A 25651-nucleotide genomic window follows, 5' to 3' on the forward strand; every position below is an offset into this window, starting at 1 on the left:
CAGAATGCCCGCGTCATCGTTAACGACCTTCGCGAGCAAGCCCGCTCCCACATTTGGACCGTGCCCGCTTTAGCTTTTGATTTTGCACTTCAACACTCAAGCCGGCCGGTAGGCCGCTGTGCTCTTGATCTGCTTTTGATCTTGATCTTGGGCACTCCGAGCCTAAGCGAGGAGCCGAGTGGTGGGGCAAGAGCGTTTTGCTTACTTTTGACTGGGCCGGCATTCCGGCTGTTCAAAAGTGAGCCGCTGTAAGAGCGGAACCAATCTCAAACATCACCCAAAAACGGATATACCCCCAATCACCCAGCCACCAAATCCCCCACCCGAGCACTCTGCAAATACGTCTGATACAACGCCGCATAAGCCCCCCCACGATCAATCAACGCATCATGCGCCCCAAGCTCAACGACCTGCCCATGCCGAACCACAGCAATCCGGTCCGCATCCCGGATCGTCGCCAGCCGATGGGCAATGATGATCGCCGTACGCCCCAGACACAGCCTGCGCAACGCCCGTTGAATCCGCCGCTCTGTGTGAATGTCCACCGCCGAAGTCGCCTCATCCAGCACCAGCACCGCCGGGTCCGCCAGATACGCCCGCACCAGGCAAACGAGCTGCCGCTGCCCATGACTCAAATGCGCCCCCAAAGGCCCAACCTCGGTGTGATACTGATGCGGCAACCGCTCCAATACCTCATCGGCGCCCAGCTCCCGGGCCGCCGCGACCAGGGTCGCGTCATCCGCCAACGGCGCCGCCAACCGCAAGTTGTCCAGAATGCTCCCGCTGAACAACACATTGTCCTGCAACACCACCCCGACATTGCGCCGCAACGCATGCTGGGCCAGCTCCCGCACATCAATCCCATCCAGCCGCACCACGCCCGACTGCACCTCATAAAACCGCGTGAGCAACTGCACCAGCGTGCTTTTCCCATGCCCCGAAGGCCCGACAATCGCCAACACCTCACCCGCAGGAATATGCAAATCCAGCCCATTGATCACCGGCGCCTGCGCACTTGGCACATAACTGAAACCCACCTGCTCGAACCGCACCTCACCCCGCGCTCGGCCCAAATGGCGCGGTTTAGCGCTGTCGGTAATCTGCGCCTGGGTATCGAGCAACAGGAAAATCCGCTGCGCCGACGCCGATCCGGTGGCGTAGCGTTCAAACAGGTCCGACAGCTCCTGCAGCGGCCCCAAGAACAGGAACACGTAAAACAGACTTTCGGCCACTTGCCCGACCGACACTTCACCGGCCGCCAGCCCATAGCCGCCCACCAGCAATAACAAGGCGATTCCCGCCGAACTCAGCAGCGCCGTAAAGGGCGCAAACCACCCCGAGCGCAAGCTGCCGCGAATCAGTGCATGGTTGAAGTCATCCAACAACCCGCGATAACGCCGCAGGTTCGGCGTCTCCTGGGCGCACTGCTGCAGCATCCGCGCGCCGCTGACGCTTTCCACCAGGTGTGCGGTAAAACGGCTGCGGTTTTCCGCAACCCGCGCCCAGTTGCGCTGGGAGATCCGCTTGAAACTCCAGGTCGCCAGCACCAGCAACGGTACGGTGGCCACCAGGCTGAGGAAGAAACGCGGGTCGATACGCCACAGCATCACCGATGCCAGGCCACAGCGCAGCAAGGCACCGAGCAGTTCAGGCGGGCCCTGGATCACCAAGGGTTCGAGGGCGTCCACGTCGCGGTCAACCCGGGAAATGATCCGCCCGGCACGGGTCTGGTCGAAGTAGCTGACGCTCAAGCCCTGGACATGCGCAAACACCTGCACCCGCAGGGCGTTCAGCACGCGGATCGCCGCGCCGCCGGCAACAAACTGCGAGACCCCGGCCAGCAGGAATCGCACCAGCCAACTGGCGGCCAGCCCCGCGCCCAGCCATAGCACCAGGCGCTCGTCCAGCAGCCAGTGGTCGGCCTGCTGAATCAAGCCACGGTCCAGCAGTTCACGCACGAACCAGGGTCGCAAAAACACCGTGAACACCAGCAACAGCTCAATGCCGATCACCGCGAAAATCGAGCGGCGGATTGGCCTGAGCAGCGGCAGCAAGCGTTTGAACATGCTGCGGTCGAGGGCCTTTTTCGCGAGCATTTCTTCAATTTCGATATCGCTCAAGGCTTTGCCGGCGATTGGATTAGCCATGGTCGATCCCCAGCAGGTCGCGGTAGTGCGGGTGGGTGTGTTGCAGTTCGGCGTGGGTGCCTGTGGCGGCGATTTTGCCGTCCGCGAGCATCAGCACCCGGTCGGCCAGGAGGATGGTCGACAACTTGCTGGAGATCACCAGCACGGTGGTGCCGCGCAGTTCTCGCAGGTTGTTCAGTACGTGCCGTTCGCTGATGGCGTCGAGGGCGCTGGTGGCGTCGTCCAGGCACAGGATGTCCGGTTGGCCCAGCAGCGCCCGCGCCAGGCACAGGCGCTGGCGCTGGCCGCCGGACAGGGTCACGCCACGATCACCCAGCGGTGTGGCCAGGCCGTGGGGCAGGCGCAGCAAGATGTCGTCCGCTGCGGCGAGGCGCAGGGCTTCAAGCAATTGCTCATCAGTGGCGTCGGGAGCGTTCAGGCGCAGGTTGGCGGCGAGGCTGCCGGCGAACAGGAAGCTCTCTTGCGGCACCACGTGCACCCGTTGGCGCAACGCACCGAGGTCAAGTTCGCGAATGTCTTGCCAGCCAGCGCCGTCATGGCCCAGCAGCACGCGCCCGGTGCTCACATCAGTGAGGCGTGGCAACAGGCTGGCCAGCAGGCTTTTCCCGGTGCCGGTAGCGCCCACCAACGTGACAATTTCGCCGGGTACCAGGGCCAGCGAGCAGTCATGCAGAATGTCCCGCCCACCGCCGGGAGCGCTGACACTGACGTGCTCCAGGCGCAACCCCAGGGGCGAAGCGGGCAGGGTGGCGCTGCCGCTGCGTATCGCTGCGGGGGCGTCCAGCAGTTGCCAGATACGTTCGGCACTGGCCCGGGCATCGGCGAAGGTTTGCATCACCCGGCCAATGCCTTCGATGCGAAATACCAGGGTGGTGGCGATCAGCAGCGAGGTCACCAGTTCACCGATGCCCAACTGACCGGCCGCCACCAGGTGGGCGCCGTAGACCAGGATCCACACATGGCCGAGGGCGACCACGGCCTGAGGCAGCGGAATGCGTGAACTGGAATAGGCCAGCGCCTGGCGGGCCAAGCCTGCGAACACTGCAACCTGTTCCGAAAAACCCTGGATACGGCTCTGCTCAAGGGCAAAGGATTTGATCACACGCACCCCGCCGATGCCTTCACTGAGGTCCTGGTTGACGCGGTCGTAGGCCGCGCCGACGCTGCGGTCGAGTTCAACCAGGCGTTCGGTTTGCAGCACGAAAATCCACAATCCGGTGACGGTCAGCAGCAGCGGTACCAAGCCCAGCCACGGGTTGTACCAGCTCAACAGGCCCACGGTGGCCAACACCACCAGCGGGGTTTCCACCACCTGGCGCCAGAAGGTGATCAGCGCGTCACGCACCTTGTCGGCATCGCGGGTGGTGCGGGTGATCATCTCGCCCATGCCGTGCTGCCAGTGATAACCCAGGTGCAGGCTTTGCACCTGGGCGAGGATGCGTTCGCGCAGGCGCGTCAGCAGTTCCTGGCTGAGCACCAGGGACATGACGCTGGCGGCGTATTGCAGCGCGCCACGGCCCAGGGCCACGGCGAGCATCAGCCAAAGCCAGTGCCAGCCAAGGCTGGCATCGAGGCTGCCGTCGGCGTGGCGGATCACTGCGCGACCGGCGCTGACATCGTTGACCGCATGGCCGATCAGCCATTGTTGCCAGACCAGGCCGAGGTTGATGGCCACGAACAGCCCGGCGACCAGAGCGAAGCGCCAGGGCATTTCACGGTAGATCGCCAGGCTGCGCAGAAGGGGGTGTTTTTCGATCATGAAAAGCTCATTGGGTTTATTGATCCTTCCCAAATTGTGGCGAGGGAGCTTGCTCCCGCTGGGTTGCGAAGCGACCCCAAAAACAGGGCCTGCTGCGCAGTCCAGCGGGACCAAGCTTCCTCGCCACAGGGATGTGTTGGGTTGGTCTAGCGAGTGGTAGCGCCCTGGGCTTCCTTGGCATTGAGGATCGCCGTGTACTCCCCCGGATCAATCCCGTTCAGGTAGTAGTTGCCCACATGGTGCAAGCGCCAGCGAATCGGGTCGTGGGTGGTATGCACCCGGGCGTTGCGCCAGAACCGGTCGAGGTTCCATTTGCTCAGCGACGAACTGGCCCCCAGCAACGAGAAAATATCGCTGGAGATCTTCAACGAAGCGCTGTCCGAATGCGCCCGTGCCGTGGCCACCGACAGGATCAATTCGTCCTGCAGTTCCTTGTTCTCCGGGTCCAGCTCATGTGCGTCGAACACCCGCGCCGCATCCCGCAGCAGCGACTCGGCTGCACGCAGGGCCACCGCGTATTCACCGATTTGCTTGATGATGTGCGGCTCTTCATTGGCGTGGTCCACGCCGCTTTCTACCCAGGGCCGGGCGTTGTGCTTGAGGTACTCCACCGCCGCGGTCAGCGCGCCCGAGGCAATCCCGGTATCGATCGCCGCATGCAGGATCTGCGGGAAGGTCAGGCCGGTGCGTTTCATCGGGCCCTTGCGCTTCGAAACGAAGTCTTCATCCAGCTCGATATTGTCGAAATTCACCGTGCCGCTGACTGAGTTTTTCTGGCCGAAGGCTTCCCAGTCATCCACCAGGGTCAGGCCCGGTGCGTTGCGGTTGAGCAGCACGCCGGCGCCGCCGTCATCCGAGGCCGCGGTCAGGGAGATCCATTCGGCAAGGTAGGAACCGGTGGAGTAGAACTTGCTGCCATTGAGCACCAGCTTGCCATCTGCACGCCGCTCGACGCGGGTCTTGAGGGCAAACTTGTTCTTGCCGCCGACTTCCGCCAGGGCATTGCCAAAGCGCTTGCCGGCCAGCACATCGGCCACCAGGCGATCACGCACCGCATCCGGATAGCCGTTGAAGATGCCCCGCAGCATCACGTTGTGAATCTGCAGCAACTGGCCCACACCACCATCGGCCACCGAGACCAGGCGCACGGTTTCGACGATGGTTTGCACCGAAGCCCCCAGCCCGCCGAATGCCTTGGGCACACCGATGGCGGTCAGGCCGCTTTGGGACAGCAGTTGCGCCTGGCGCCACGGCAACTGGCCGTTCTGGCTGCTGTCGGCGGCAATCGCGGCGATCTCCACGGCGATTTCCTTGGCTGCGGCAATGGCTTCGGCCTCGCTGAGCAATTGGCGTACCGGTACCTGTTCGAACGTACTCATAGTTTCTTCCCCTGATTTGGCCCGTGTGTTTAAGCCCCTCTGCAGGAGCCGGCTTGCCAGCGATGGACTCAAGTGCACCGCGTAAACCCGTCAGTACACGTCATCGTTAACCACCATCGCTGGCAAGCCAGCTCCTACAGGGGATTGCGCTGGATGTCGGGCATTGAAGGTGCCTTGAGCAAGTTCTGCGCCAATGCCGAAAACCACCCCTGGCGGGGCCTGCGATAACGGGGTGTTGCTGGGGCAGCAGTGGCGAACGGGTGACTGCTGGGCCAGCAGCAGCGCTGCTGACAGGCCAGCAACAGTACTTCGACTCTTTGCACCAAAGCCCTGCAAACCGGGGCTTTGGCCAATTGGCACGGCCTCTGCAATACCTCCATGGACTGCCTTGCCCAATTCAATGGAGCTGCCCATGACCCTTTCCGCGATCCTGCCCAAGCCAGCGCTTGAGCAGATCTGGTTTACCCGCTGCCCGGTACCGACCGCCTCCGGCATCGCCTACAAACTCGGTTGGCTGGGCGACGAATTCGCCGCCGACGGCCTGTCGGTCTCGACCTTGCAGGAGGCCCGTCAACTGGGCCATCACCACTACGATCACGAACTGCCGGGGCTGTTTCGCGAAGGCGGTAATGTGCCGGCATTGGCCGCCCGTGCCGCCGGCGCGCCGAGCCGTTTGATCGGCCTGACCTGGATCGAGGAATGGCAAACCATCCTGGTCCGCCCGGACTCCGGCATCACGCGTCCCGAGCATTTGAAAGGCAAGCGCCTGGCCTTGCCGGCCTGGGGTGATAGCCGTCCAGGGAGCATCGCCCGGGCCATGAGCCTGCACGGTTACAAAGGCGCGTTGAGCCTGGTCGGCCTGGGCTTTGATGATGTGCAACTGGTGGAGGTCGCGCTGCACGATCAGGAGCAGGCGCCCAACCCACAGGAAGGTTTGCAACGCCTGTGGTCGGGCCTCGATTACCTGGCGCGCGGCGAAGTGGACGCGGTGTACGTCAAGGGCGCTTCGGCCGCCGACGCCGCGCGCCGTCTGGGCCTGGTGGTGGGCATCGACCTGGACCTGATCGCCGAGCCGCGCTACCGCATCAACAACGGCACGCCGCGCCCGATCACTGTCCACCAGAGCCTGCTGGACAACCACTTTGACCTGGTGGTGCGTTTCCTCGCACAAACCCTGAACGCGGCTGACTGGGCCGCGAACAATCGCGACGGCCTGAACGCGATTCTCGAAGAAGAAACCCGCGCCGGCAGTGCCGGTGTGGCCGAGGCCTATCGCGGTGATTTCCATACCACCCTGGCGCCGGACCTGTCGGCCCAGCGCCTGGATTTCCTCGGCATCCAGAAAGACTTCCTGTACCTGCACGGCTTCCTGGAGCGCGATTTTGCGATCGCCGACTGGGTCGACCCGCGCCCTCTGCAAGCTGCCCATGAACTGTTGGCCAAGCGCCGCGCCTGAACCCGGAGAAATTGCCATGACTGCCATTGTCCACGCCCAACCGATCACCCAGGAACTGCAGGCCTTTATCGACAAGGTCCTGCTGGAAGCCGAAGAAGCCTTCACGGTCTTCCGCGAAACCAACACCATCACCGCCAACGGCACCGTGGGCTTTATTGAGCGCGTGCCGGGCCAGGAACTGCTGGTGTCGGTCAACTACGGCGGCCCGTGGAACTACCGCAAGCCGCTGCAGGCCACCGTCACCGACTTTGCCGGCAACGTGATTGTCGGCAAGGGCAAGGGCGGCCTGGGGCGCTACACCAAGCTGTTCCAGCAGCATGCAGACGTGACCACCGTGTCCCACGTGCACTCGCCGTACCTTGGGGCCTGGGCCCAGACCCACCGCACGCTGCCGTTCCATTACGTGCCGGTGCAGCGTTACCAGTTGGCGCGGGAACTGCCGGTGTACATCGACCGTCGCCAGCAGGAAGTGGATTTCATCCTCGACAAGATCGCGGAAAACCCCTTCAACCTGGCGATCCTCGAAGCCAACGGCGGCTCCACGGTGTGGGGCAAGCAGGGGTTGCGGGCCACGGCTGAGTTCATCCTGTTGCTGGAAGAGGGCGCGCAACTGCAATTGCTGGCGGATGCCCTGGGTGGTTCGCGGGCATACGGGCCGGGGGTGTTGACCCAGCAGTGGAAGATGAGTGGGTTGTTTGAGCAAGCCACGGCGCTGGGCCTGGTCCCCGCCATCGACCGCAAAAACTGAACACACCCTTATCACGGTGACTGAAACCACCACGACCCCTGTAGGAGCCGGCTTGCCGGCGATAGCGGTGCATCAGGCGACATTCCTGTTGGATGTGCCACCGTCATCGCCGGCAAGCCGGCTCCTACAAGGGGCGGTTCCATTCAAGGATGTTGCCCCATGGCGGTAAAAATTCTCTGGTACCTCACCACCCCCGACGGCCCTTATCCCTGGGAGCCCGAAGGGCGCTGGAAGACCGACTTCCAGCATCTCAAGCAACTCGCGGTCGCCAGTGATCGCCTGGGTTTCTACGGCTCGCTGCTGGGCTCCAGCCCCAACGAAAGCCTGGCGGTGGCCGCCTCGCTGATCGACGCCACCCAGCGCCTGCGTTTCCTGGTGGCGCAACACCCGGGCGAGCTGTCACCGGCAGTCCTGGCCAAGTGGGCCCTGACCTTCGACCAATTCTCCAATGGCCGCCTGCTGTTCAACGTGGTCAATGGCAATGATGCGGGCCTGGCGACCCTCGGGGTGCATTACCCCCACGATGAGCGCTACGCCTTCAGCCTCGAATACTGGCGCGCCTTCCAGGGCTTCTATGCCGGCGATACTCGGGGTTATGACGGCCAATACATCAAGCTCGCACCGCGTGCGCCCGGAGCGGCCAAGCATCCGCTGGGCGGCTGGCATCCGCCGTACCAGAAACCGGGCATCCCGCTGTGGGGCGCCGGCACCTCGGGGCCAGGGGTGGAACACTCGGTGCAATTGCTCGACGTGTACCTGAGCTTCGCCAATACGCCGCCAAAGCTGGGGGACAAGTTCCGCAAGGTCGCCGCCGAAGCCGCGAAGATCGGCCGTGAGCTGACCTTCGGTACCCGCCTGCAAATCATCGTGCGCGAGACCGAAGAAGAAGCCTGGGCCCACGCCGAGAAACTGCTGCAACGCACCTCGCTGCAAACTGCGCGCAATGCCATTGAGCGACAGTTGCCACCCGGGGTGAGCTTCGAGGATTACCACAGCGACGACCCGCAAACCCAGCGCAACGTTGAGACCATTCGCGCCGGCCGCCTGCCCACGGCTCGCGAGCTGGAGATCTACCCCAACGTGTGGCTCGGCCCGAGCCTGTTCGGCTTCAACATCCTCGGCCCGGCCGCCGGCACTTACCTGGTGGGCAGCGCCGAACAAGTGGCCGAGCGTATCCGTGAGTACGAAGCCCAGGGCACCTCGGCGTTCATCCTGTCGGGTTTCCCGCTGATCGATGAGGCGCACCGGGTGGCAGACCTGCTGTTCCCGTTGCTCGACCTGGACCATGGTTTTGATGTGCCGCGTCTGAACGCCGTGCAGCAGCAAGAGGCGTAGCTGATGAGCGAAGGATTTTCCCGCCGAGTGTTTCTCGGCAACAGCCTGGCCATCGGCGGCGGCTTGCTGCTGGGTGGTTGTGACAGCGGGGCGGCGCCGACTGCGGTGTTGTCGACCACACCGACCACCGGCGGACGCCTGCGCATCGGCATTATCGACGGCGACCAGTCCGGCAACCTCGATGCCCACAAACCGGTGGGCGGCGGGATCATTCGCGGCTGGGCGCTGTACAGCAAGTTCTGGGAATGGAACACCGACGTCAGTACCCGCCTGGCCCTGGCCGAGTTCGCCGAGCCGAACGCCGATGCCAGCGCCTGGACCATCCGCATCAAGCCGGGCCTGGAGTTCCACCACGGCAAGACCATCGGCGCCGACGACATGCTGTTCTCGCTGCTGCGCCTCACCGATCCGAAACTTGCCTCGCCGTTTGCCGGACTGGTGGGCGCCATCGACCGCAATGCGCTGCGCAAGCTGGATGAGCGCACCATCGAAATCCGTTTCAAGGAGGGCCAGAGCTTTTTCCCGCTGGATGAAACCCTGATCAGCTTCGGTGGCATCGTCCCCACCGACTACGACCCCATCACCAATCCGGTGGGCGCCGGCCCCTACAAACTCAAGCGCTTCGTGCCCGGCCAGCGCTCGCTCTACAGCCGGTTCGAGAATTACTACAAACCCGGCCAGCCTTATGCCGACGAACTGGAAATCATCGAATTCAAGGACCAGGTCTCGCGGGTGGCCGCATTGCGTGCCGGGCAGATCGATGTCGCCAGCGGCGTGCAGGCCGAGCACAGCGCGCTGCTCAAGGCCGACTCGCGCCTGTCGCTGTGCGTGTCGCCCAGCACCTCGTTTACCGGCTTCAACCTGAACCTGGCCAAGCCGCCGTTTGACGACGTACGGGTGCGCCAGGCGTTTCGCTTGCTGGCTGATCGGCAAGAGTTGGTGGACCGGGGCCTCAACGGTTTCGGGCGCATCGCCAATGACCTGTATTCGCCCCACGACCCCACCTACAACCACGACATTGCGCAGCGCCCCCATGACCTTGAGCAAGCGCGCTCGCTGCTGCGCCAGGCCGGGCAGACCGATCTGCGGGTGGAGCTGACGACCCCATCCGGCGCCGGCGTGAATGCCGCTTTGGTGTTTGCCCAACAGGCGAAGAAGGCTGGCGTGGAGGTTCGCGTGACCCAGGTCGACGGCGCGGTATTCAACGGCCCGCAGCGCGAGCAGTGGCAACTCTCACCGGGTTCGACCCCGGCCCGTGGGTTCCTCGCATCGGCGTTGCACAACGACGCGCCCTTGGCGATCTACAACCGCAGCAACTTCCATGACCAGCGTTTCGATGCGCTGTATCGCCAGGCCCTGGCCCAGCCGGATGTGCAATTGCGCAAAGGCCTGGTGCACGAGGCCCAGCAGATTCAACACGAACGCGGCGGCCTGCTGATCTGGGGTTTCAACGATGTGCTGGACGCCGCCTCGGTGCGGGTCGGCGGCCTCACGCCGGAACAGACCACCTTCGCCTCCTGGCGCTTTGACGAGCTGTGGTTGAACCATGTCTAAACCCTTGCGAACGCCGGCCTGGTTGTCATGGTTTATCGGCCGCCTGGGCTACGGCCTGCTTACCGCCTGGGTGATCAGCCTGGTGGTGTTTATCGCCACCCAGGCGCTGCCATCGGACCCGGCCCGGGTGATCCTCGGCCCCGACGCGCCACTGGAAAGCATCCTCACCCTGCAACATCAACTGGGGCTGGACCAACCGATCCTGCGGCAATATCTGCGCTGGCTCGGCTCGGCCCTGAGTGGCGACCTCGGGGTGTCACTGGATTCCAACGCGCCGGTCGGCAGCATCCTGTGGGGGCGTTTCGGCTACACCCTGGCGTTGCTCGCCGGGGTGATCGCCGTGGTGGTGCCGGCGGCGCTGGGCCTCGGCGTGTACCTGTCGCTGCGCCGCGACAGCCACCTCGACCGCTGGAGCCTGTCGTTGCTGATTTTCCTCAAGGCCACGCCGGGCTTTCTGTTGGCCATCGGCCTGGTGCTGCTGTTTTCCATGCCGCATATGGACTGGTTGCCGGCGGTATCGATCCTCGACCCGGATCAGTCGCTGTGGCGCCAGTTGCCGTTCCTGGTGCTGCCGGTTCTGGCCCTGAGCCTGTCGGCGCTGCCGTACCTCACGCGCATGGTGCGCGCCGCGATGATCGACGCGCTGGAGTCCGACTACGTGATCGCCGCACGGCTGCGGGGCATTCCCCATTGGCGGATCGTGTGGCGGCATACCTTGCCCAACGCGCTGGTCCCGGCGATCCAGGGCGTGGCGCTGACCTTGCGCACGCTGATCGGCGGCGCAGTGCTGGCCGAAGTGATCTTCAGTTACCCCGGCATCGGCACCGCCCTTAACGCGGCGATCCAGATGCGCGACTTGCCGATGATCCAGGCCATCGTGCTGGTGATCACCCTGGCGGTGGTGCTGATCAACCTGTTGGCCGACCTGTTGACGGTGCTGCTCACGCCCAAGCTGCGCACGGCCCGTCGCGTGACCCTGATTTCGCGCAACCGCCGGGGCATCACCCCGTGGTGGCGGCGCTCCCGAGGTGATGCATGAGCAAGACGCGAATTTCCCACTGGCTGGCCGAACCGCAAACCCGCAAGGGCGCGCTGATCACCTTGCTGGTCATTGCCGTGGCGCTGTTCGGTCCGTTGCTGGCGCCCCATGGCTCGACGGACATGGTCGGGCCGGTGTACGGCGCGCCCACGGGGTGGGCGCTGCTCGGGTATGACTTCCTGGGGCATGACGTGTTGTCGCGGCTGCTCAGCGGCGGCCTCTCGGTGCTGTGGATGTCCGTGGCGGCGGCGAGCATTGCCCTGGCCGTCGGCAGCTCCCTCGGCTTGCTTGCGGGGCTGTCGCGGCGGCGCCTGGACCAGTTGATCACCTGGCTGGCGGACGTGTCCCTGGCGTTCCCCGACCTGATTCTGGTGCTGTTGATTGTCTCGATGCTCGGCCGCGCGCCGTGGTTGATCGTGCTCACGGTGTCGATTGCGTTTATCCCGGGGGTGATCCGCCTGGCGCGGGCCAGCGCGGTGGCAGTGGCGGGGCAGGAGTTTGTCGAGGCCGCGCAGATGATGGGCTACTCGCGGCGGCGGATCCTGTTCAAGGAAATCCTGCCGAACATCCTTACGCCGTTGCTGGTGCACTTTGGCAACATGCTGACCTGGGGGGTGGGCATGCTCTCGGGCCTGAGCTTCCTCGGTTATGGCGTGGCGCCGCCGGCGGCGGACTGGGGCTTGATGATCAATGAAAACCAGGCCGGGTTGCTGGTGCAGCCCTGGGCGGTGTTGGCCCCCGCCGTGCTGATCGGCGTGTTTGCCTATGGCACCAATATCCTCGCTGAAGGCATCGGCCGCAGCAGCGCACGCCTGGGAGAAAAACAGCCATGAATGCAATCGCGCAGATGACGACGACGGTGCTGCACGTCAGTGGCTTGCGGGTTGAATTGGCGGGGCAGGTGGACGTGTTGTCCGGCGTGTCCTTCAGCCTGGAAGCCGGGGAAATCCTCGGGCTGGTGGGTGAGTCGGGGTCCGGCAAGACCACCTTGGCTACCGCGCTGCTGGCCCATGCCCGACGCGGCGCACGGATTGTCGGTGGCCAGGTGCATGTCGCGGGCCAGGCGTTATTGGGCCTGGAAGGTGAAGCGTTGCGCCGTGCCCGTGGCAGCCTGATCGGCTATGTCGCCCAGGACCCGGCCACGGCGCTCAACCCGGCGCTGCGCATTGGCAGCCTGTTGGATGAAACCCTGGCGGTGCATCAACTGCGCCTGGACAAGGCGGCGCAGCGACAGCGCATCATTGAAACCTTGCGTGATGTCGGCTTGCCGGATGACCCGCAGTTCTTGCGCCGTTTCCCTCATCAACTGTCCGGCGGCCAGCAACAGCGAGTGATGCTGGCCCTGGCGTTTGTGCTGCAACCGCGGCTGATCGTGCTGGACGAACCGACCACCGCCCTGGACGTCACCACCCAGGCGCATATCCTCGCCACCTTGCGCCGCTTGTGCAAAAGCCAGGGCGTGGCGGCGGTGTATGTGTCCCATGACCTGGCGGTGATCAAGGACCTGGTGGACCGGGTGATGGTGATGTACGCCGGGCGGATTGTTGAAACGGCTACCCGGGACGGCTTGTTCAGTCGGCCATCCCATCCCTACACCCGGGGCTTGTTGGCGGCGATTCCCGATGTGGCCGGGCGCCGAGAATTACTGGCGATTGGCGGGCATGCCCCGGCGCCGGGGCAGCGGCCTCAAGGCTGTGGCTTCGGGCCGCGGTGCGAGCGTTTTCGGGCAGGGTGTTCGCAGCAGGAACCGCTATTGCAGCCGCTGTCGCCAGGGCATGAAGTGGCGTGTCTTGCACCCCATGATCAGCCGTTGCAGCGCATCGCCCTGGCGCCGATTGCTGCGGTGGACGCGCGCACCGACAAGGCCTTGCTGGAGATCAGCGGGTTGAACGTGGCGTATGACCGCCAGGTGCTGTTTGACGTGTCCCTGCAATTGCTGCCGGGGGAGTGCCTGGCGCTGGTGGGCGAGTCCGGTTCCGGCAAGACCAGCCTGGCGCGGGCCGTTGCCGGGTTGGGGGAGAATGCCGAAGGCGAGCTGCGTTACGCGGGGCAACCGCTGCCGTTACAGGCACGGCAGCGCGAGGCGGGCTTGCGGCACCAGATTCAGTACATCTTCCAGAACCCGTACCGGGCATTGAATCCCCGGCAGACGGTGTACCAGACCTTGAGCGCACCGCTGGAGCACTTCTTTGCGGTTAAAGGCAGTGCCGCGCGTGAGCGGGTGGAGGCGGTGCTCAAGCGGGTGTCGCTGCCGGCTTCGGTGGGCGAGTTGTATCCCCATAGCCTGTCCGGCGGTGAGCGCCAGCGCGTGGCAATTGCCCGGGCATTGCTGTGCGAACCGAAGCTGCTGATCTGCGATGAAATCACCTCGGCGCTGGACGTCTCGGTGCAGGCGTCGATTCTGGATTTGCTGCGCCAGTTGCAGCGGGACGGGTTGACGTTGCTGTTCGTCACCCATGACCTGGGCGTGGTGCGGGCGATTGCCGACCGGGTGTTGGTGCTGAAGGTCGGGCGGGTGGTGGAGCAGGGCGCGGTGGATAGCGTGCTGGATCAGCCGCAGGCGGCGTATACGCAGACGTTGCTTGAGCATTCGCCATCGCTGGGCTGATTGGCACTGCTGCGCAGTGATCGCCGGCAAGCCGGCGCCTACGGTAAAAGGCGCACACTTGTAGGAGCCGGCTTGCCGGCGATGGCGGAGGCCGCCTTTACGCGGCCTTGCGGCGCCGAGCCTCTTCGCGCACCGCCGGAATGATCCACCGCCCATAATCCACGGTGTCATACAGCGGGTCGTACCCCCGGTTCAAAAACGTCGTGACCCCCAGATCCACATAATCCAGCAGCGCCTGGGCCACGGTCTCCGGTGTGCCCACCAACGCCGTTGTGTCGCCATACGCCCCAACAGCCGTCGCCGTCGGCATCCACAACGCGCGGTCATGCCGATCGCCTAAAGCCGCCGCTGCCAGCAACCGTTCCGATCCCGTTCCCTTGATCCGCTTCTGCCACGGGCTGCCCGCCGCGAACTGCGGGTTGGCCTTGATCTGCTCCAGAATCTGCTCGGCCCGTTGCCACGCCAGTTCCTCGGTCGCGCCCAAGATAAGGCGCACCGACAAACTCACCCTTGGCGCCTGTACACCCGCCGCACTGGCCGCCGCCTTGAGCTTGGCAATCTGCTCCGCCACACCGCTCAACGGTTCGCCCCACAGCGCATACAGGTCCGCATGCTTGACCGCAATCTGGTAGGCAATGTCCGACGAGCCGCCAAACGAAATCGGGATATGCGGCTGTTGCAGCGGCTTGACCGGGGAAAACGCGCCCTTGATGTTGAAGTACTTGCCCTCGAAGTCGAAAGGCTCCTCGGCGGCCCAGGTGCGCCGCACGATCTCCAGGTATTCGTCGGTGCGTTGGTAGCGCTCGGTCTTGTCCAGCAGGAAGTCGCCTTCCTGGGGTTCGGCGGTGATGCCGGTGATGGCATGCAGGCGAATGCGCCCGCCGCCGGTGGTGTGGTCCAGCGTGGCAAACGCGCGGGCTGCGACCGTCGGCGCAGTGAGCCCCGGGCGGTGGGCGATCATGAAGCCCAGGCGCTCGGTGTGCGCCGCCGCGTAGGCGGCGATTTGCAGGCTGTCGGCGCTGCCGGGCCCGCTGGCGATCAGTACCCGGTCAAAGCCTGCGTGTTCATGGGCGCGGGCGTGGTGGCGGATAAAGTCGAGGTCGAAATCCGGGCTGCGCACGCCACGGGTCTCGGACCATTGGCGGGGGAAGATCATGCCGACAAATTCAATGGACATGCTGGGGCTCCTTTGAGGGTTAGAACTGGTAGTCGACCTGGGCCAGCAAGGTGCGGCCCGGCATCGGTTGCAGGAAGGTGTTGGTGGAGCCGGCCAGGCCGCTGACGAAGTTCAGTTCGTTGGTCAGGTTCAGCACGCGCAAGGTGGTGCTCCACTGCGGCTGGCGGTAGTACACGGCAAGGTCGAGGTTGTATTCGTTGGGGATCTTTACGGTCTTGCTCAGGTTCAGGTACCAGTTGCTGGTCCACCAGCCGGACAGCTCGGCGCCAAAGCCCGAGTCGAAGCGGTAGTCGACGTAGCCACTGGCGGTGTATTCGGGAATCTGCACCGCGTCGAAACGCCCGGAAGGTCGCTGGTTGAGGCTGTTGTTATCGCCGAACACCGTGCCGTTGTCGGGCACGAACCCGGCCGATGCAAATCCCGCCTGGGAGGTGAATTCGTTGTAGGCATTGAGCTTGGACAGGTTCAGGCCGCTGCGCAGGTGGTCATCCGGCTGATAGCGCACGGTGGCTTCCACGCCCTTGATCACCAGCCGCGCGATGCTGTTGTTGCTGTCTGGCGCCTGGTCCCGAGCCTGCTTGAACGCGGCCAGGGTCATGAACAATTGGTTGGGCACCGCTTCGACCTTCACGCCCACTTCGTGCAACACGCTCAGGCTTTGGAACGCCAACGGGTTGAGCTGGTTGGCGCCACTGCCGCTGCCCCAGCCCAGGCCGTTGGAGAAGAACCCGGTGTTGACCGCCAGCGAGCGATCGAAGGTGTAGTACAGCGTGGTGTTTTCCGTGGGCTTGACGTAGGGGCTGACCTGGAACGCGAACAGCCGGTAGTTGTCGCTGTCCTTGCGCGGGTTGCCGCCGGCGAGCACGAACGGGTTGTCGATCTCGGCCTCGATCCAGCTGCGGCTGGCACCGATGTTCAGGCCGAAGTAGTCGCCGTACTTGAGGTTGTGCTGGCTGAACAGGGTCTTGGTGGTCCAGGTGCTTTCGGCGGTGTAGGGCGCTACAGACTCGGCGTAGAGCCCGTGCCCGGCCGGGTACATCGGTGGCAGGTTCAGCCAGCCGTAGTAGTTGGAATACTGCGGCACGCCGGGCTGGCCGATCCATGCGCCATTGCCGCCGGCGGGGTTGGCACCGGTAAGGCCCAGCAGGTCGCCGGGGTTCTTGCCCGAGGGGTTCTGGGTCAGGTCATAGGCGTTGATGGTGGAGCCGAAGCTGTTATTGGCCGCAATCGATTGGTTGAATTCGCGGCGATAGATCAGGCCGGTGTTGCTGTCATCCCGCAGGGTCCAGCCGCCCAGGCGGGTTTCATTGCGCGAGCGGAATTCGAAGCGGTTGTCGAAGATGTTGTCTTTGGACTGCACTTGGAACGAACCCACGGCATCGGTGATGTCCTTGGAGCGTTCGTAGAACGTGCTGTTGGCCAGCGTGATGGTGGGCGACAAGTCGGCCTCGACGCGCAGTTGCGTGGTAAAGCGCCGGGAGCTGCTTTCGTCTTCCTTGCGTTGCCCGGTTTGCGAGGACAGCGAGCGTTCGCCGTTGCCCGCCAGCGTCGGGTCATACACCCAGCCCCGCAGGCTGCCGGGGTTGCTCTGGGTGTTGGGCGAGGCGGTCTGGAAGCTGCCGTCCACCACGCTGTATTGGCCCTGGGCATTGCGCTGGCGCTTGACCCAGCCGAGGGTTGGCGCATCGGCGGCGCCAGAGGCCAGCACCGGCGACCACAGGGTGTTGCCGTTCTGGATAATCGGCGTGGCGCGCCCGACGTAGTACTTGCCGTTGTCCACCAGGTCCTGGGTGGCGCGGTTCCAGCCGTGGGTGATGTTGTAGTCGTAGTAGTTGTCGTAGCTGGCGTTCCAGTCCACCCGCACGTTGTCGTTGCGCCAGGCGAGGGCGCCGTAGAACGCGTCGAAATTGTTGTCGACGTTGTCGTAGAAGTCCTGCTGGCGCTGCTTGGTGATGCTCAGGCGATAGGCCAGGTTGTCGTTCAGTGGCCCGGTATTGTCGATGCTGAATTTGTTGGAACTGCGGGACGTGCCGTCCGGTATCCACGAGCCCAGTTCACCGCTGAGCTTGGTCTTGAACTCATTGAAGTCGGGTTTCTTGCTCAGGTAGTTCACATAGCCGCCGCTGCCGGACACCGAACCGTAGGTGACCGACGACGGCCCGGCGACGATGTCGGCGCCTTCGTAGGCGTTGAAGTTCGCCGGGTGGCGCACGCCGTAACCGCGCTGGCCGTCCTGGAATACCTCGGAGCCCTGGGCGCGAAACTGCGGGGCGATGCCGGCGTTCTGGCCGCCGCCCCGGGTGATGCCGGGGGCGTATTTGACCAGGTCATCGGCGCTGCGGATCGAGTCGTTGGCCAACTGCTCGGCGTTGATCTGCACCACCGAACGCGGCGTGTCGAGGACCTTGGTCTCCGTGCCGCCGTACACCGACGTCGGCGGGCGGGTGGGCAGGGCATCATCATCGGACTGGCTGGCACTGGCCTGCACGGTCACGGTTTGCAGTTGGGTATCGGCGGCAAACGCCTGGATTGGCAGGCTTGCGGCCAGCAGCAGAGGTAAACGCAAGGCGATAGCGTGCATGGCAGAGGTGCCCCATAAAAAACAATGAAGAGCGCACGGTCCCTTGTAGGAGCCGGCTTGCCGGCGATGAGGCCCTTGGGCCCTGCGCCGGTCGACCGGACGCCATCGCCGGCAAGCCGGCTCCTACAGGGCGATGCGGTGTAAGTGGGTCAGGCCGTGTCTTTGAGCCAGAGCTTTTCAAAGCGCCAGGTGCTGAACAGCGACTCTTCCGACTGCGCCCCGCCGACGCGGGTGGAAACGCTGTCGAGCAAGTCGGCGTAGCCCCAGATCAGCATCCCGCCGCGCTCGTACTGGATCTGCTGGACCTGATGCACCAGGGCCTTGCGTTTTTCCAGGTCGGGCTGGGCCATGGCGGCCAGGAACAGCTCGCTGAATTGCGGGTCGTTGAAGTGGGTCTTGTTGGACACCGCAAACGGCGCGTCGGTATGGATCGCACTGGCCAGGAACGGCGCGCCGATGCTGCCGCCGGTGCTCAGGGTCCAGTCGTTTTTCAACGGGCCCTGGAAAGTCGCCAGGTCCACCTGCTTGACCTTCAGGGTCACGCCAATGCGCTTGGCCTGCTCGGCCAGCACCAGCGCCGAACTCAAGCCAGGCCCCGGAGTGGTGATCAATTCCACCTCGAGGTTTTCCTGGCCGGCGTCCTTGAGCAGTTGCGCCGCCCGTTGCGGGTCGTAGGGGCGTGGCCGGAGGTCGTGGTTGAAGGTCGGGTCGCTGGGCGCATACAGGTCATTGGCCACCCGGCCCTGGCCATTCAACGCGCGGCGCACCAGTTCTTCGCGGTCGGCCATCAGGCGAAACGCTTCGCGCACCCGTGGGTCGTTGAACGGCGGCTTGTCGAGGTTCATGTCGAACGACAGCCAGTTACCGGTCACCGAGGTGATCACCTTCAGGCGCGGGTCCTTTTGCAGGATCGGCAACTGCTCGGTGGGCATCACGTTGGCCATGTCGATTTGCCCGGAACGCAGGGCGGCCAGGCGCGAGACCTGATCCTTGAAGTCGATGATCTCCAGCTCATCGGCGTAGGGCTTGCCGTCCTTGTAGTAGTTCTCGAAGCGGGTAAACAGTGAGCGTTGGCCGGGGGTGAAGCTTTTGAGCTTGTAGGGGCCGGCGCCCACCGGGTTGGTGACCGGGTGGTAGTCCACCGGCACGATGCCGCCGAAATTGACCCAGGTTTCTGCCAGCGGCATGTAGCTACGTCCCTCCCGGAAGCTCAGGCGCACGGTGCGGTTGTCGAGCTTGACCAGGTTGTCGCGGTCCACCCAGTGCAGCAGCGCCGCGTAGGGCGAGGCCAGCTGCGGGTCGGTGAGGCGGCGGATCGAGAAGATCAGGTCGTCGGCGTCGATGGTCTTGCCGTTGTGGAATTCCAGGCCGGGGCGCAGGCGCAGGGTCCAGCTGCTGGCGTCGGCATTCGGCTCCGCGAACTCGGCCAGAGCCAGGCGCGGCTGCATCTGCTCGTCCCATTCCCAGAGCTTGCTGTACAACGCAAAGCCGCGAACGATGCCGCTGCCAATGGGTTTGTGGGCATCGAGGTTGCCGCTCTGGTTGCCGTCGAGAATCCCCAGGCGCAGGCGCCCGCCGTAGCGGGGTTGATCGTTGCCGGTGACGTTTTTGGGCGTGTCAGCGGGGCCGCAACCGGCCAGCAGCAAGCCGCCGCCGACGGTCACGCTGTAGCCGAGAAAGTCCCGACGGCTAAGCAGTAGGCTCATGGCATCAGACTCCGGCCGGGCCGTTGGCGGAGCGCAGTTCCAACACCGGCTCCTGGGGACGACTCAACTCGGCGCGTTCACTGCGAAAGTGCGGCAGGATGTGCTCGCCGAGGCGGTAGGCTTCTTCCAGGTGCGGATAGCCGGCGAGGAAGAACAGGTCGATGCCGATGCTGTTGTACTCGCGAATCCGCGCCACCACGTTCTCGTAGCTGCCCACCAGCGCACAGCCCGGTGGAATACCGATGTAGCCAAAACCGGTCCATACATTGGGGTGGATGAAGAAGTCATCGAAGCCCTGGGTCTCGGTTTTTTCGCTGAAGCCGTGCTCGTAGCTGAGCTTGCGCGCCGTACGCAACCCGGCGTGGGCCGCCACGGCCTTGACCGCGCCGCGGGCGATGCCTTCGTCGAAGAAGCGTTTGGCTTCGGTGCGGGCCAGTTCTTCGGTTTCCCGGGTGATCACGTCAATCGACAGGCCGAAGCGAATGTCAGTGCGGCCCCACTTCAGCGCGCGTTCGCGCAGGTCGGCGATCAGGGCGGCGATTTCGTCCGGGTGTTCGGCGCGCATCAGGTAGAAGTCGGCGTGCTTGGCGGCAAACTCCCGGGCGGCGATGGATGAGCCGGCGGTACAGATCAGCGGCAGCTTGGCCTTCTTCAATGGCCCGCGCAGGCCACCACCGTCGGCCTTGTAGAACTTGCCGTCGTAGTGGAAGGACTCGTTGTGCCAATAGCCCTTGACCACGTCCATGAATTCGGTGGCGCGTTCGTAGCGTTCATCGTGGTCGCTGAAGTCGCCGACCTGGCGCTGGATCACGTCCGAGCCGCCGTTGATGATGTTCCACACCAGGCGGTTGCCGGTGGCCCGCTGGTAGGTCGCCGCCTGCTGCACCGCCACCCATGGGGTGTAGTGGTAAGGCTGGAAGGCGGTGACGAATTGCAGGGTACGGGTTTCCCGGGCCAGCAGCGCGCAGACGGTCCACGGTTCTTCGCCGGTGGGCGCGTTGACCATCAGTGCGCCGCCAAAGCCGTTGATCTCCGCAGCCCTGGCGATTTGCCCGAGGTAGTCGATGTAGGTGAAATGATCACCGACACTGAAGCCCGACACCGCGCCGGTGCTGGGCCCGCCGCGATGCCAGTCGCCCCGGTTGCGCGGGTCGCCGGGCAGGAACTGGGTTTCGCCGTGCAAGGGCAGGCGGGTAAAGAATTCGATGCTCATGCAAGCCTCCTGCTTATTGCTCGGTGGGGGCGCAGATCGGGGTGATCGGCTGGTCGTTGATGACTTTGTGGGCAAACGGGATCGAGTCCTTGAGCGATGCATTGACCGTGGCACTGTGGCCCAGGCCTTTGTACAGGTGGCCTTCGACGATGGAGCCAGCCTTGCAGGCGTCCTGCATCAGCTTGACCTGGGTCGCGGCGGCCGGCGTGGTGTCTTCGGCGCCGGTGCCGATGAAAATCGGCTTCGAGGTTTTCAGCGTCGGGTAAGACACCTGCGCCAGCCACGGCGCGAGTTGCTTGCCCTTGTAGTCTTTCTTGGTGTTGGCGATGCTCAGGCCGAGGCCTTCGACATCACCTTCGAGGGCGAACAGGCAACTGGTACGGGCCTGCTCGAAAATCGGCAGGGCCTTGTCGGTATAGAAGTCGGCGGGGTTGATGCTCGGGTCGTATTGCTGGGCGGCGAGCAACGTGTAGAAGCCGTAGGCCAGGGTGGGATCGACCTTGTTGCGCACTTCCTCGCTGGGGTTCTTCGCGTAGTCGAGGGTGTAGATCACGCCGGTGCCGATGCTGCCTTTCACTCCCAGGTCCGGAGCGTAGGTGGCGGCATAGGCGGCTGCGGCGAAGGCGCCGGCACCGCCTTGGGACTGGCCGACGATCAGCACTTTGTCGGCCAGCCCGGGTACCCCGGCCACCACGGCCTTGGCGGCGTCGAGAATCCCGTAGGCGGCCATGCGACTGTTCAGCAGCGGATGCCCACCGGGTACGCCGAGGCCCTGGTAGTCGGTGGCGACGACGGCAAAGCCTTCGGCCAGCCAGCGATTGAGGTAGGCCACGTCACGGTAGGAGCGACCTTGCCACGACGGCGCACACACATCCGCCACGCCCACGGTGCCATGGCCCCAGCTCGCCACTGGCCAGCCACCGGCAGGCGGCGTGCCTTTGGGCAGGAACAACGCGCCGGACACCACGATCGGTGTCTTGTTATCGATGCCGTCGGTGGAGGTGTACAGGATGCGTTGGGCGCTGGCGGCATTGGCCAGGCTCAGGGTGTTGTCCAGCGGCTCGCTGCGCAGCAGTTTGCCGGGAACGGCCGGGATGGCTTTTTCCCAGGTGTAGAAAGCCGAGACGCGGCCATCACCTTGCAGCGGGTCAGGTTTGGGGGCGTAGGTGTCGGCAGCAAACACGCTCATGGACAGGGCCAGGACGCTGAGGCCGAAGGCAAAGGAGTGCGGCAGTTTCATGCTCAATTTCCCTATTACGGATTGGTGCTGACCTGGCCACGCAGGGCCGGCCAGTAGTCGGTGAGTTTCAGGTCGATCAGGGCCTGGTTGGTAAAGCCGGTGGCCAGTGACGGGCCGATGTCGTAGGTGTCGCGAATCAGGTGATTGGCCAGGGCGTAGGTGGTGAGGGCCTGGTAATGAGCCTTGAGTTGCTGGTCGCTTTTTGGCGCCCAGCGATCCTTCCAGGCCACCGGGTCGTTCTGGTCGTCGCGACGCAGCACGCTCTCGGCGGTGCCGGCGCGGGATGACAGTTGGTAATAGGCGTCCTGGTTCTGTGGCTGGGAAATCCACCACGCAGCTTTCACCCAGGCGGTGGCGAGCAATTGGGTGATATCCGGGTGCTGCTGTACGAAGGTCTCGGTGCCCCACAGGTCGGAGACCAGCCGCCAGTCGTTGCTGCCTTGCTTGGTCGACCAGATGATCTTGCCCACGCCTTTGTCTTCCAGGGCATAGGCCTCGCTGAGCAACACTGCTGCGTCGACCTTGCCGGCAGACACAGCCGCGGCGCCGACTTGCGGGTTGAGGTTGGCAATCTTGAAATCGTCGAGCTTCAGGCCCTTGCTGGCCAGGAAGTTGCTGAAGGCGAACTCCCATGGCCGACCGCGATGCAGCGCCAGGCGCTTGCCCTTGAGGTCTTCGATGGTGTTCGCGGCGGAGCCTTCCGGTACCACCAGGTAAATATTGTTGCCGCTGCCACCGGGCACGATCAGCTTGCCTGGTACGCCACCGGCGCCGGCAATTACCGAGGGCAGGTCACCGCGTACGGCGAAGTCCAGGCTGTTGTTGCTGAAGCCTTCGTTGATCTGCGGCCCGGCGCCGGCATGGGGCAGGGCGATCCACTCCAGCTTGACCCCGCGCTCACGCAGTTGCGCTTGGAGCCAGCCGTCTTCGATGACGCGCCCGGCGATGCCGCCGAACACCGGTTTGCCGCCCTGGGTGTAGGCGACGATCGCGATCTTCACCGACGCCGGTGGCGCCTGTTCGGCCAGCACGCCGGTGCTGACCAGCACAGCGAACATGGTGGCGATGCTGTTGCGCCAGAATCTTTTCATTGGGATCTCCCTGCTAAGTGATCGCGCCCCCCTGTAGGAGCCGGCTTGTCGGCGAAAGCGTCCGTTTAGTCGGTGCAAGGCTTTAGGGCCTCTTCGCTGGCAAGCCAGCTCCTACAGGGCAGGTGGCGTTGAGAGGGAGAGAGCAGATTGCATGCCATCAGCCGAAAAACGCGCTGCACGCCTTGTAGAACGTGGCTTTGCGGGTTTTCGAAGGACTGCCTGGCAACGGCTTGGTGTTGATCTGCACACACGCAGGTGCTGGCTGATTGCTGCTCCAGCAGCAGGCGAGGTGCGACTTGTTGGCATATTCTTTTTGGGAATATATAAATATTAATTAATAATTAAATGGTATAGAAAACTTCATGCACTATTGACACGCGCTTTTACTGCCAGGAATGCACCATGTCGCTGATCACCCATCCCAATGCCCGTGAATTGACCAAGTCGGTGCGCGCCACCGTGCTGGTCTTCAAGGACCCGCGCTCACAGGAATTGCTGGCGCGTATCGAGCGCCTGGCCCCCAGTGAGGCCAACACCTTGATCATCGGCGAGACCGGCACCGGCAAGGAATTGGTCGCGCGGCATATCCATCACCTGAGCCGTCGCGGGCGTGAACCGTTTGTGGCGGTGAACTGCGGCGCCTTCGCCGAAACCCTGGTGGAAAGTGAGTTGTTCGGCCACGAGAAAGGCGCATTCACCGGCGCCACCACCCACAAGGCCGGCTGGTTCGAAGCGGCCAACGGCGGCACGCTGTTTCTGGATGAGATCGGCGATTTGCCGTTGAACATGCAGGTCAAATTATTGCGGGTGTTGCAGGAGCGAGAAGTGGTGCGCCTGGGCTCGCGCACACCGATTCCGATCAACGTACGGCTGGTGGCGGCCACCAACGTCAACCTCGCCGACGCGGTGGTGGCGGGGCATTTTCGTGAGGATTTGTTCTACCGCCTGCACGTCGCCACCATCCGCCTGCCGCCCCTGCGGGAACGGCCCGGCGACATCCTGCCGCTGGCGGAATTTTTTCTTGAAGAGCACTGCCAGCGCCTCGGCTACAACCGCGCGTCACTGAGCATCGATGCCGAGCGCAAGCTGCTGGAACACAGCTGGCCGGGGAATATTCGCGAGCTGGAAAACGCCATTCACCATGCGTTGCTGGTGTGCCGCAATCAACTGGTGCAGCCGCCGGATTTGCACCTGGTGGACATGCGTTCTTCCGGCATTCGCCAGGACGAGGCGAACCAGGCCGCGCCTGCGATCACTGGGCCGGTGAGCCTGGAGGCGGCGCTCACTGCGTTGTTCGAACAGAACATTCCGGACCTCTACGAGCACATCGAAGAGACGATCTTTCGCGCGGCCTATCGCTATTGCCATGGCAACCAGTTGCAGACCGGGCGCCTGCTGAATATCAGCCGCAACATCGTGCGGGCGCGGCTGGAGAAGATCGGCGAGTTGGGCAAACCGGTGCTGCTCGACGGGCAGTGACGGGGGTGTTAGCGTTTCGGGCTTCTCTGATCTGTAGAGGGCTCGACGTTGATTCGACTGACCGATTACATCGCTGATTTTTCCCGTTCGCCGCTGGCACCCTGGGTGGATCTTGCGCCGTGGGAGTTGGTGACCCGGGCGCCGGAAATCGTTCGCAAATTGCTGCCGGGGCTTTCTGATGATGACTATGAGATTCATGACGAGATTGCCGTGCACCGTACTGCGGTCGTAGAGGCGGGCGCTGTTTTGAAAGCGCCGCTGATCATCGGCGCCCACTGTTTTATCGCTGCCGGTGCCTACCTTCGCGGCGGTTGCTGGGTGGATGAATATTGCATCTTCGGACCGGGTGCCGAGCTCAAGACGTCCTTTGTCTTCAGCGGCAGCAAGTTGGCGCATTTCAACTTTGTCGGTGATTCGGTATTGGGCCGCGGGGTTAACCTGGAAGCCGGCAGTATCGTGGCCAACTACCGGAACGAGCGTGACGACAAGGAAGTGCAGGTGCGCATTGACGGGCAGTTGCAGCGCACCGGCTGTGACAAGTTTGGCGCGCTGCTTGGGGATCAGTCGCGGGTTGGAGCCAATGGTGTGTTGGCACCGGGAGCGGTGCTTGCGGCGGGTAGTGTGGTTAGGCGTGGGGAGGTTTTCGATTGTGAGGGGTAGGGGGGGGTTGGTGTACATATCCGTTAGTTGAGTAACGGCTGCTTATGGTTTCGCTCTTACAGCGACTCGCTTTGGAAAAGCCGGAATGCCGGCCCAGCCCAAAGTAAGCACAGGGCTCTGCCCCGCCTGTCGGCGCCTCGCTGTGGCTCGGGCTTATTGGGGCAGTCAGAGCCAGATCAAAATCAAAAGCAAGAGCACAGCGGCCTACAGGCCGGCTTGAGTGGTAGAAGCCAGAGCAAGATCAAGGGCGCACACGGTCCAAATGTGGGAGCGGGCTTGCTCGCGAATGCGGTGTGTCCGTCACCCAATGCATCAACTGAAAGACTGCATTCGCGAGCAAGCCCGCTCCCACATTTTTTGACCGTGCTCGCTTTAGATTTTGATTTTGCTCTTCAACACTCAAGTCGGCTTTCAGGCCGCTGTGTTCTTGATCTGTTTTTGATCTTGATCTTAGGCGCCCCGTTAAACCACGCTGGCCG

18 protein-coding genes and 1 pseudogene are annotated in these 25651 nt (G+C 63.8%); 10 read left to right on the top strand and 9 right to left on the bottom strand.

What is annotated here, in order from left to right; translation table 11 throughout:
- Positions 1-252, top strand: a pseudogene (locus tag A462_RS34755) (hypothetical protein); the annotation flags it as partial.
- 47 nt (positions 253-299) lie between these two features.
- Here A462_RS34755 and A462_RS30155 read toward each other — a convergent pair.
- The 3 genes from A462_RS30155 to A462_RS30145 form a co-directional block, all read right to left on the bottom strand.
- Positions 300-2147, bottom strand: a complete 1848-nt coding sequence (locus A462_RS30155; protein WP_008430933.1) for an ABC transporter ATP-binding protein — start codon at positions 2145-2147, stop codon at positions 300-302.
- Positions 2140-3906 (bottom strand): ABC transporter ATP-binding protein, encoded by a 1767-nt coding sequence (locus tag A462_RS30150; protein ID WP_008430936.1) that lies wholly within the window; start codon positions 3904-3906, stop codon positions 2140-2142. Before A462_RS30150 ends, A462_RS30155 begins: the two co-directional genes overlap by 8 nt.
- 146 nt (positions 3907-4052) lie before the next feature.
- The gene (locus A462_RS30145) at positions 4053-5285 is read right to left on the bottom strand and encodes an acyl-CoA dehydrogenase family protein (RefSeq protein WP_008430938.1); all 1233 of its coding nucleotides are present in this window, start codon (positions 5283-5285) and stop codon (positions 4053-4055) included.
- Between the two features lie 412 nt (positions 5286-5697).
- Between A462_RS30145 and A462_RS30140 the strand changes: the two genes are divergently transcribed.
- The 7 genes from A462_RS30140 to A462_RS30110 all read left to right on the top strand — a co-directional run bounded on the left by A462_RS30140 (position 5698) and on the right by A462_RS30110 (position 14025).
- A complete protein-coding gene (locus A462_RS30140; RefSeq protein ID WP_008430940.1) occupies positions 5698-6741 on the top strand; it encodes an ABC transporter substrate-binding protein in 1044 nt (347 codons plus the stop codon).
- A gap of 16 nt (positions 6742-6757) precedes the next feature.
- Positions 6758-7489, top strand: coding sequence for a class II aldolase/adducin family protein (locus A462_RS30135; protein ID WP_003216972.1), 732 nt, complete (start codon positions 6758-6760; stop codon positions 7487-7489).
- A 159-nt stretch (positions 7490-7648) separates the two neighbouring features.
- On the top strand, positions 7649-8824 hold the full coding sequence (locus A462_RS30130; protein WP_008430942.1) for an LLM class flavin-dependent oxidoreductase: 1176 nt from the start codon (positions 7649-7651) through the stop codon (positions 8822-8824).
- Positions 8825-8827: 3 nt separating this feature from the next.
- Positions 8828-10378 carry an ABC transporter substrate-binding protein gene (locus A462_RS30125; RefSeq protein ID WP_008430944.1) on the top strand — a complete coding sequence of 517 codons (1551 nt, stop codon included), beginning with the start codon at positions 8828-8830 and terminating at the stop codon, positions 10376-10378.
- On the top strand, positions 10371-11417 hold the full coding sequence (locus A462_RS30120) for an ABC transporter permease (protein WP_032898649.1): 1047 nt from the start codon (positions 10371-10373) through the stop codon (positions 11415-11417). The genes A462_RS30125 and A462_RS30120 overlap by 8 nt, the downstream gene beginning before the upstream one ends.
- On the top strand, positions 11414-12250 hold the full coding sequence (locus A462_RS30115; RefSeq protein ID WP_008430947.1) for an ABC transporter permease: 837 nt from the start codon (positions 11414-11416) through the stop codon (positions 12248-12250). Before A462_RS30120 ends, A462_RS30115 begins: the two co-directional genes overlap by 4 nt.
- Complete coding sequence (locus A462_RS30110) at positions 12247-14025, top strand: dipeptide ABC transporter ATP-binding protein (RefSeq protein ID WP_008430950.1); 1779 nt, start codon at positions 12247-12249, stop codon at positions 14023-14025. Before A462_RS30115 ends, A462_RS30110 begins: the two co-directional genes overlap by 4 nt.
- 97 nt (positions 14026-14122) lie before the next feature.
- On the opposite strand, the gene A462_RS30105 is transcribed toward A462_RS30110, so the two are convergent.
- The 6 genes from A462_RS30105 to A462_RS30080 all read right to left on the bottom strand — a co-directional run bounded on the left by A462_RS30105 (position 14123) and on the right by A462_RS30080 (position 23033).
- On the bottom strand, positions 14123-15202 hold the full coding sequence (locus A462_RS30105; RefSeq protein WP_008430952.1) for an LLM class flavin-dependent oxidoreductase: 1080 nt from the start codon (positions 15200-15202) through the stop codon (positions 14123-14125).
- Positions 15203-15221: 19 nt separating this feature from the next.
- Complete coding sequence (locus A462_RS30100; RefSeq protein ID WP_008430953.1) at positions 15222-17783, bottom strand: TonB-dependent receptor plug domain-containing protein; 2562 nt, start codon at positions 17781-17783, stop codon at positions 15222-15224.
- A 149-nt stretch (positions 17784-17932) separates the two neighbouring features.
- Complete coding sequence (locus A462_RS30095; protein ID WP_008430956.1) at positions 17933-19489, bottom strand: ABC transporter substrate-binding protein; 1557 nt, start codon at positions 19487-19489, stop codon at positions 17933-17935.
- Between the two features lie 4 nt (positions 19490-19493).
- Positions 19494-20702 (bottom strand): LLM class flavin-dependent oxidoreductase, encoded by a 1209-nt coding sequence (locus A462_RS30090; RefSeq protein WP_008430959.1) that lies wholly within the window; start codon positions 20700-20702, stop codon positions 19494-19496.
- Positions 20703-20715: 13 nt separating this feature from the next.
- A complete protein-coding gene (locus A462_RS30085; RefSeq protein ID WP_008430961.1) occupies positions 20716-21942 on the bottom strand; it encodes an alpha/beta hydrolase family protein in 1227 nt (408 codons plus the stop codon).
- Between the two features lie 14 nt (positions 21943-21956).
- Positions 21957-23033 (bottom strand): ABC transporter substrate-binding protein, encoded by a 1077-nt coding sequence (locus tag A462_RS30080; RefSeq protein ID WP_008430964.1) that lies wholly within the window; start codon positions 23031-23033, stop codon positions 21957-21959.
- Between the two features lie 402 nt (positions 23034-23435).
- Here A462_RS30080 and A462_RS30075 point away from each other — a divergent pair, with 402 nt between their 5' ends.
- Together A462_RS30075 and A462_RS30070 are read left to right on the top strand one after the other, a co-directional pair.
- On the top strand, positions 23436-24512 hold the full coding sequence (locus tag A462_RS30075) for a sigma-54 interaction domain-containing protein (RefSeq protein WP_003216996.1): 1077 nt from the start codon (positions 23436-23438) through the stop codon (positions 24510-24512).
- 48 nt (positions 24513-24560) lie between these two features.
- Positions 24561-25172: an LpxA family transferase gene (locus A462_RS30070; RefSeq protein ID WP_008430967.1), complete on the top strand. Its 612-nt coding sequence runs from the start codon at positions 24561-24563 to the stop codon at positions 25170-25172.
- Positions 25173-25651: the final 479 nt, after the last annotated feature.

This window comes from Pseudomonas sp. Ag1 (genome assembly GCF_000278565.1).
Lineage (GTDB): Bacteria > Pseudomonadota > Gammaproteobacteria > Pseudomonadales > Pseudomonadaceae > Aquipseudomonas.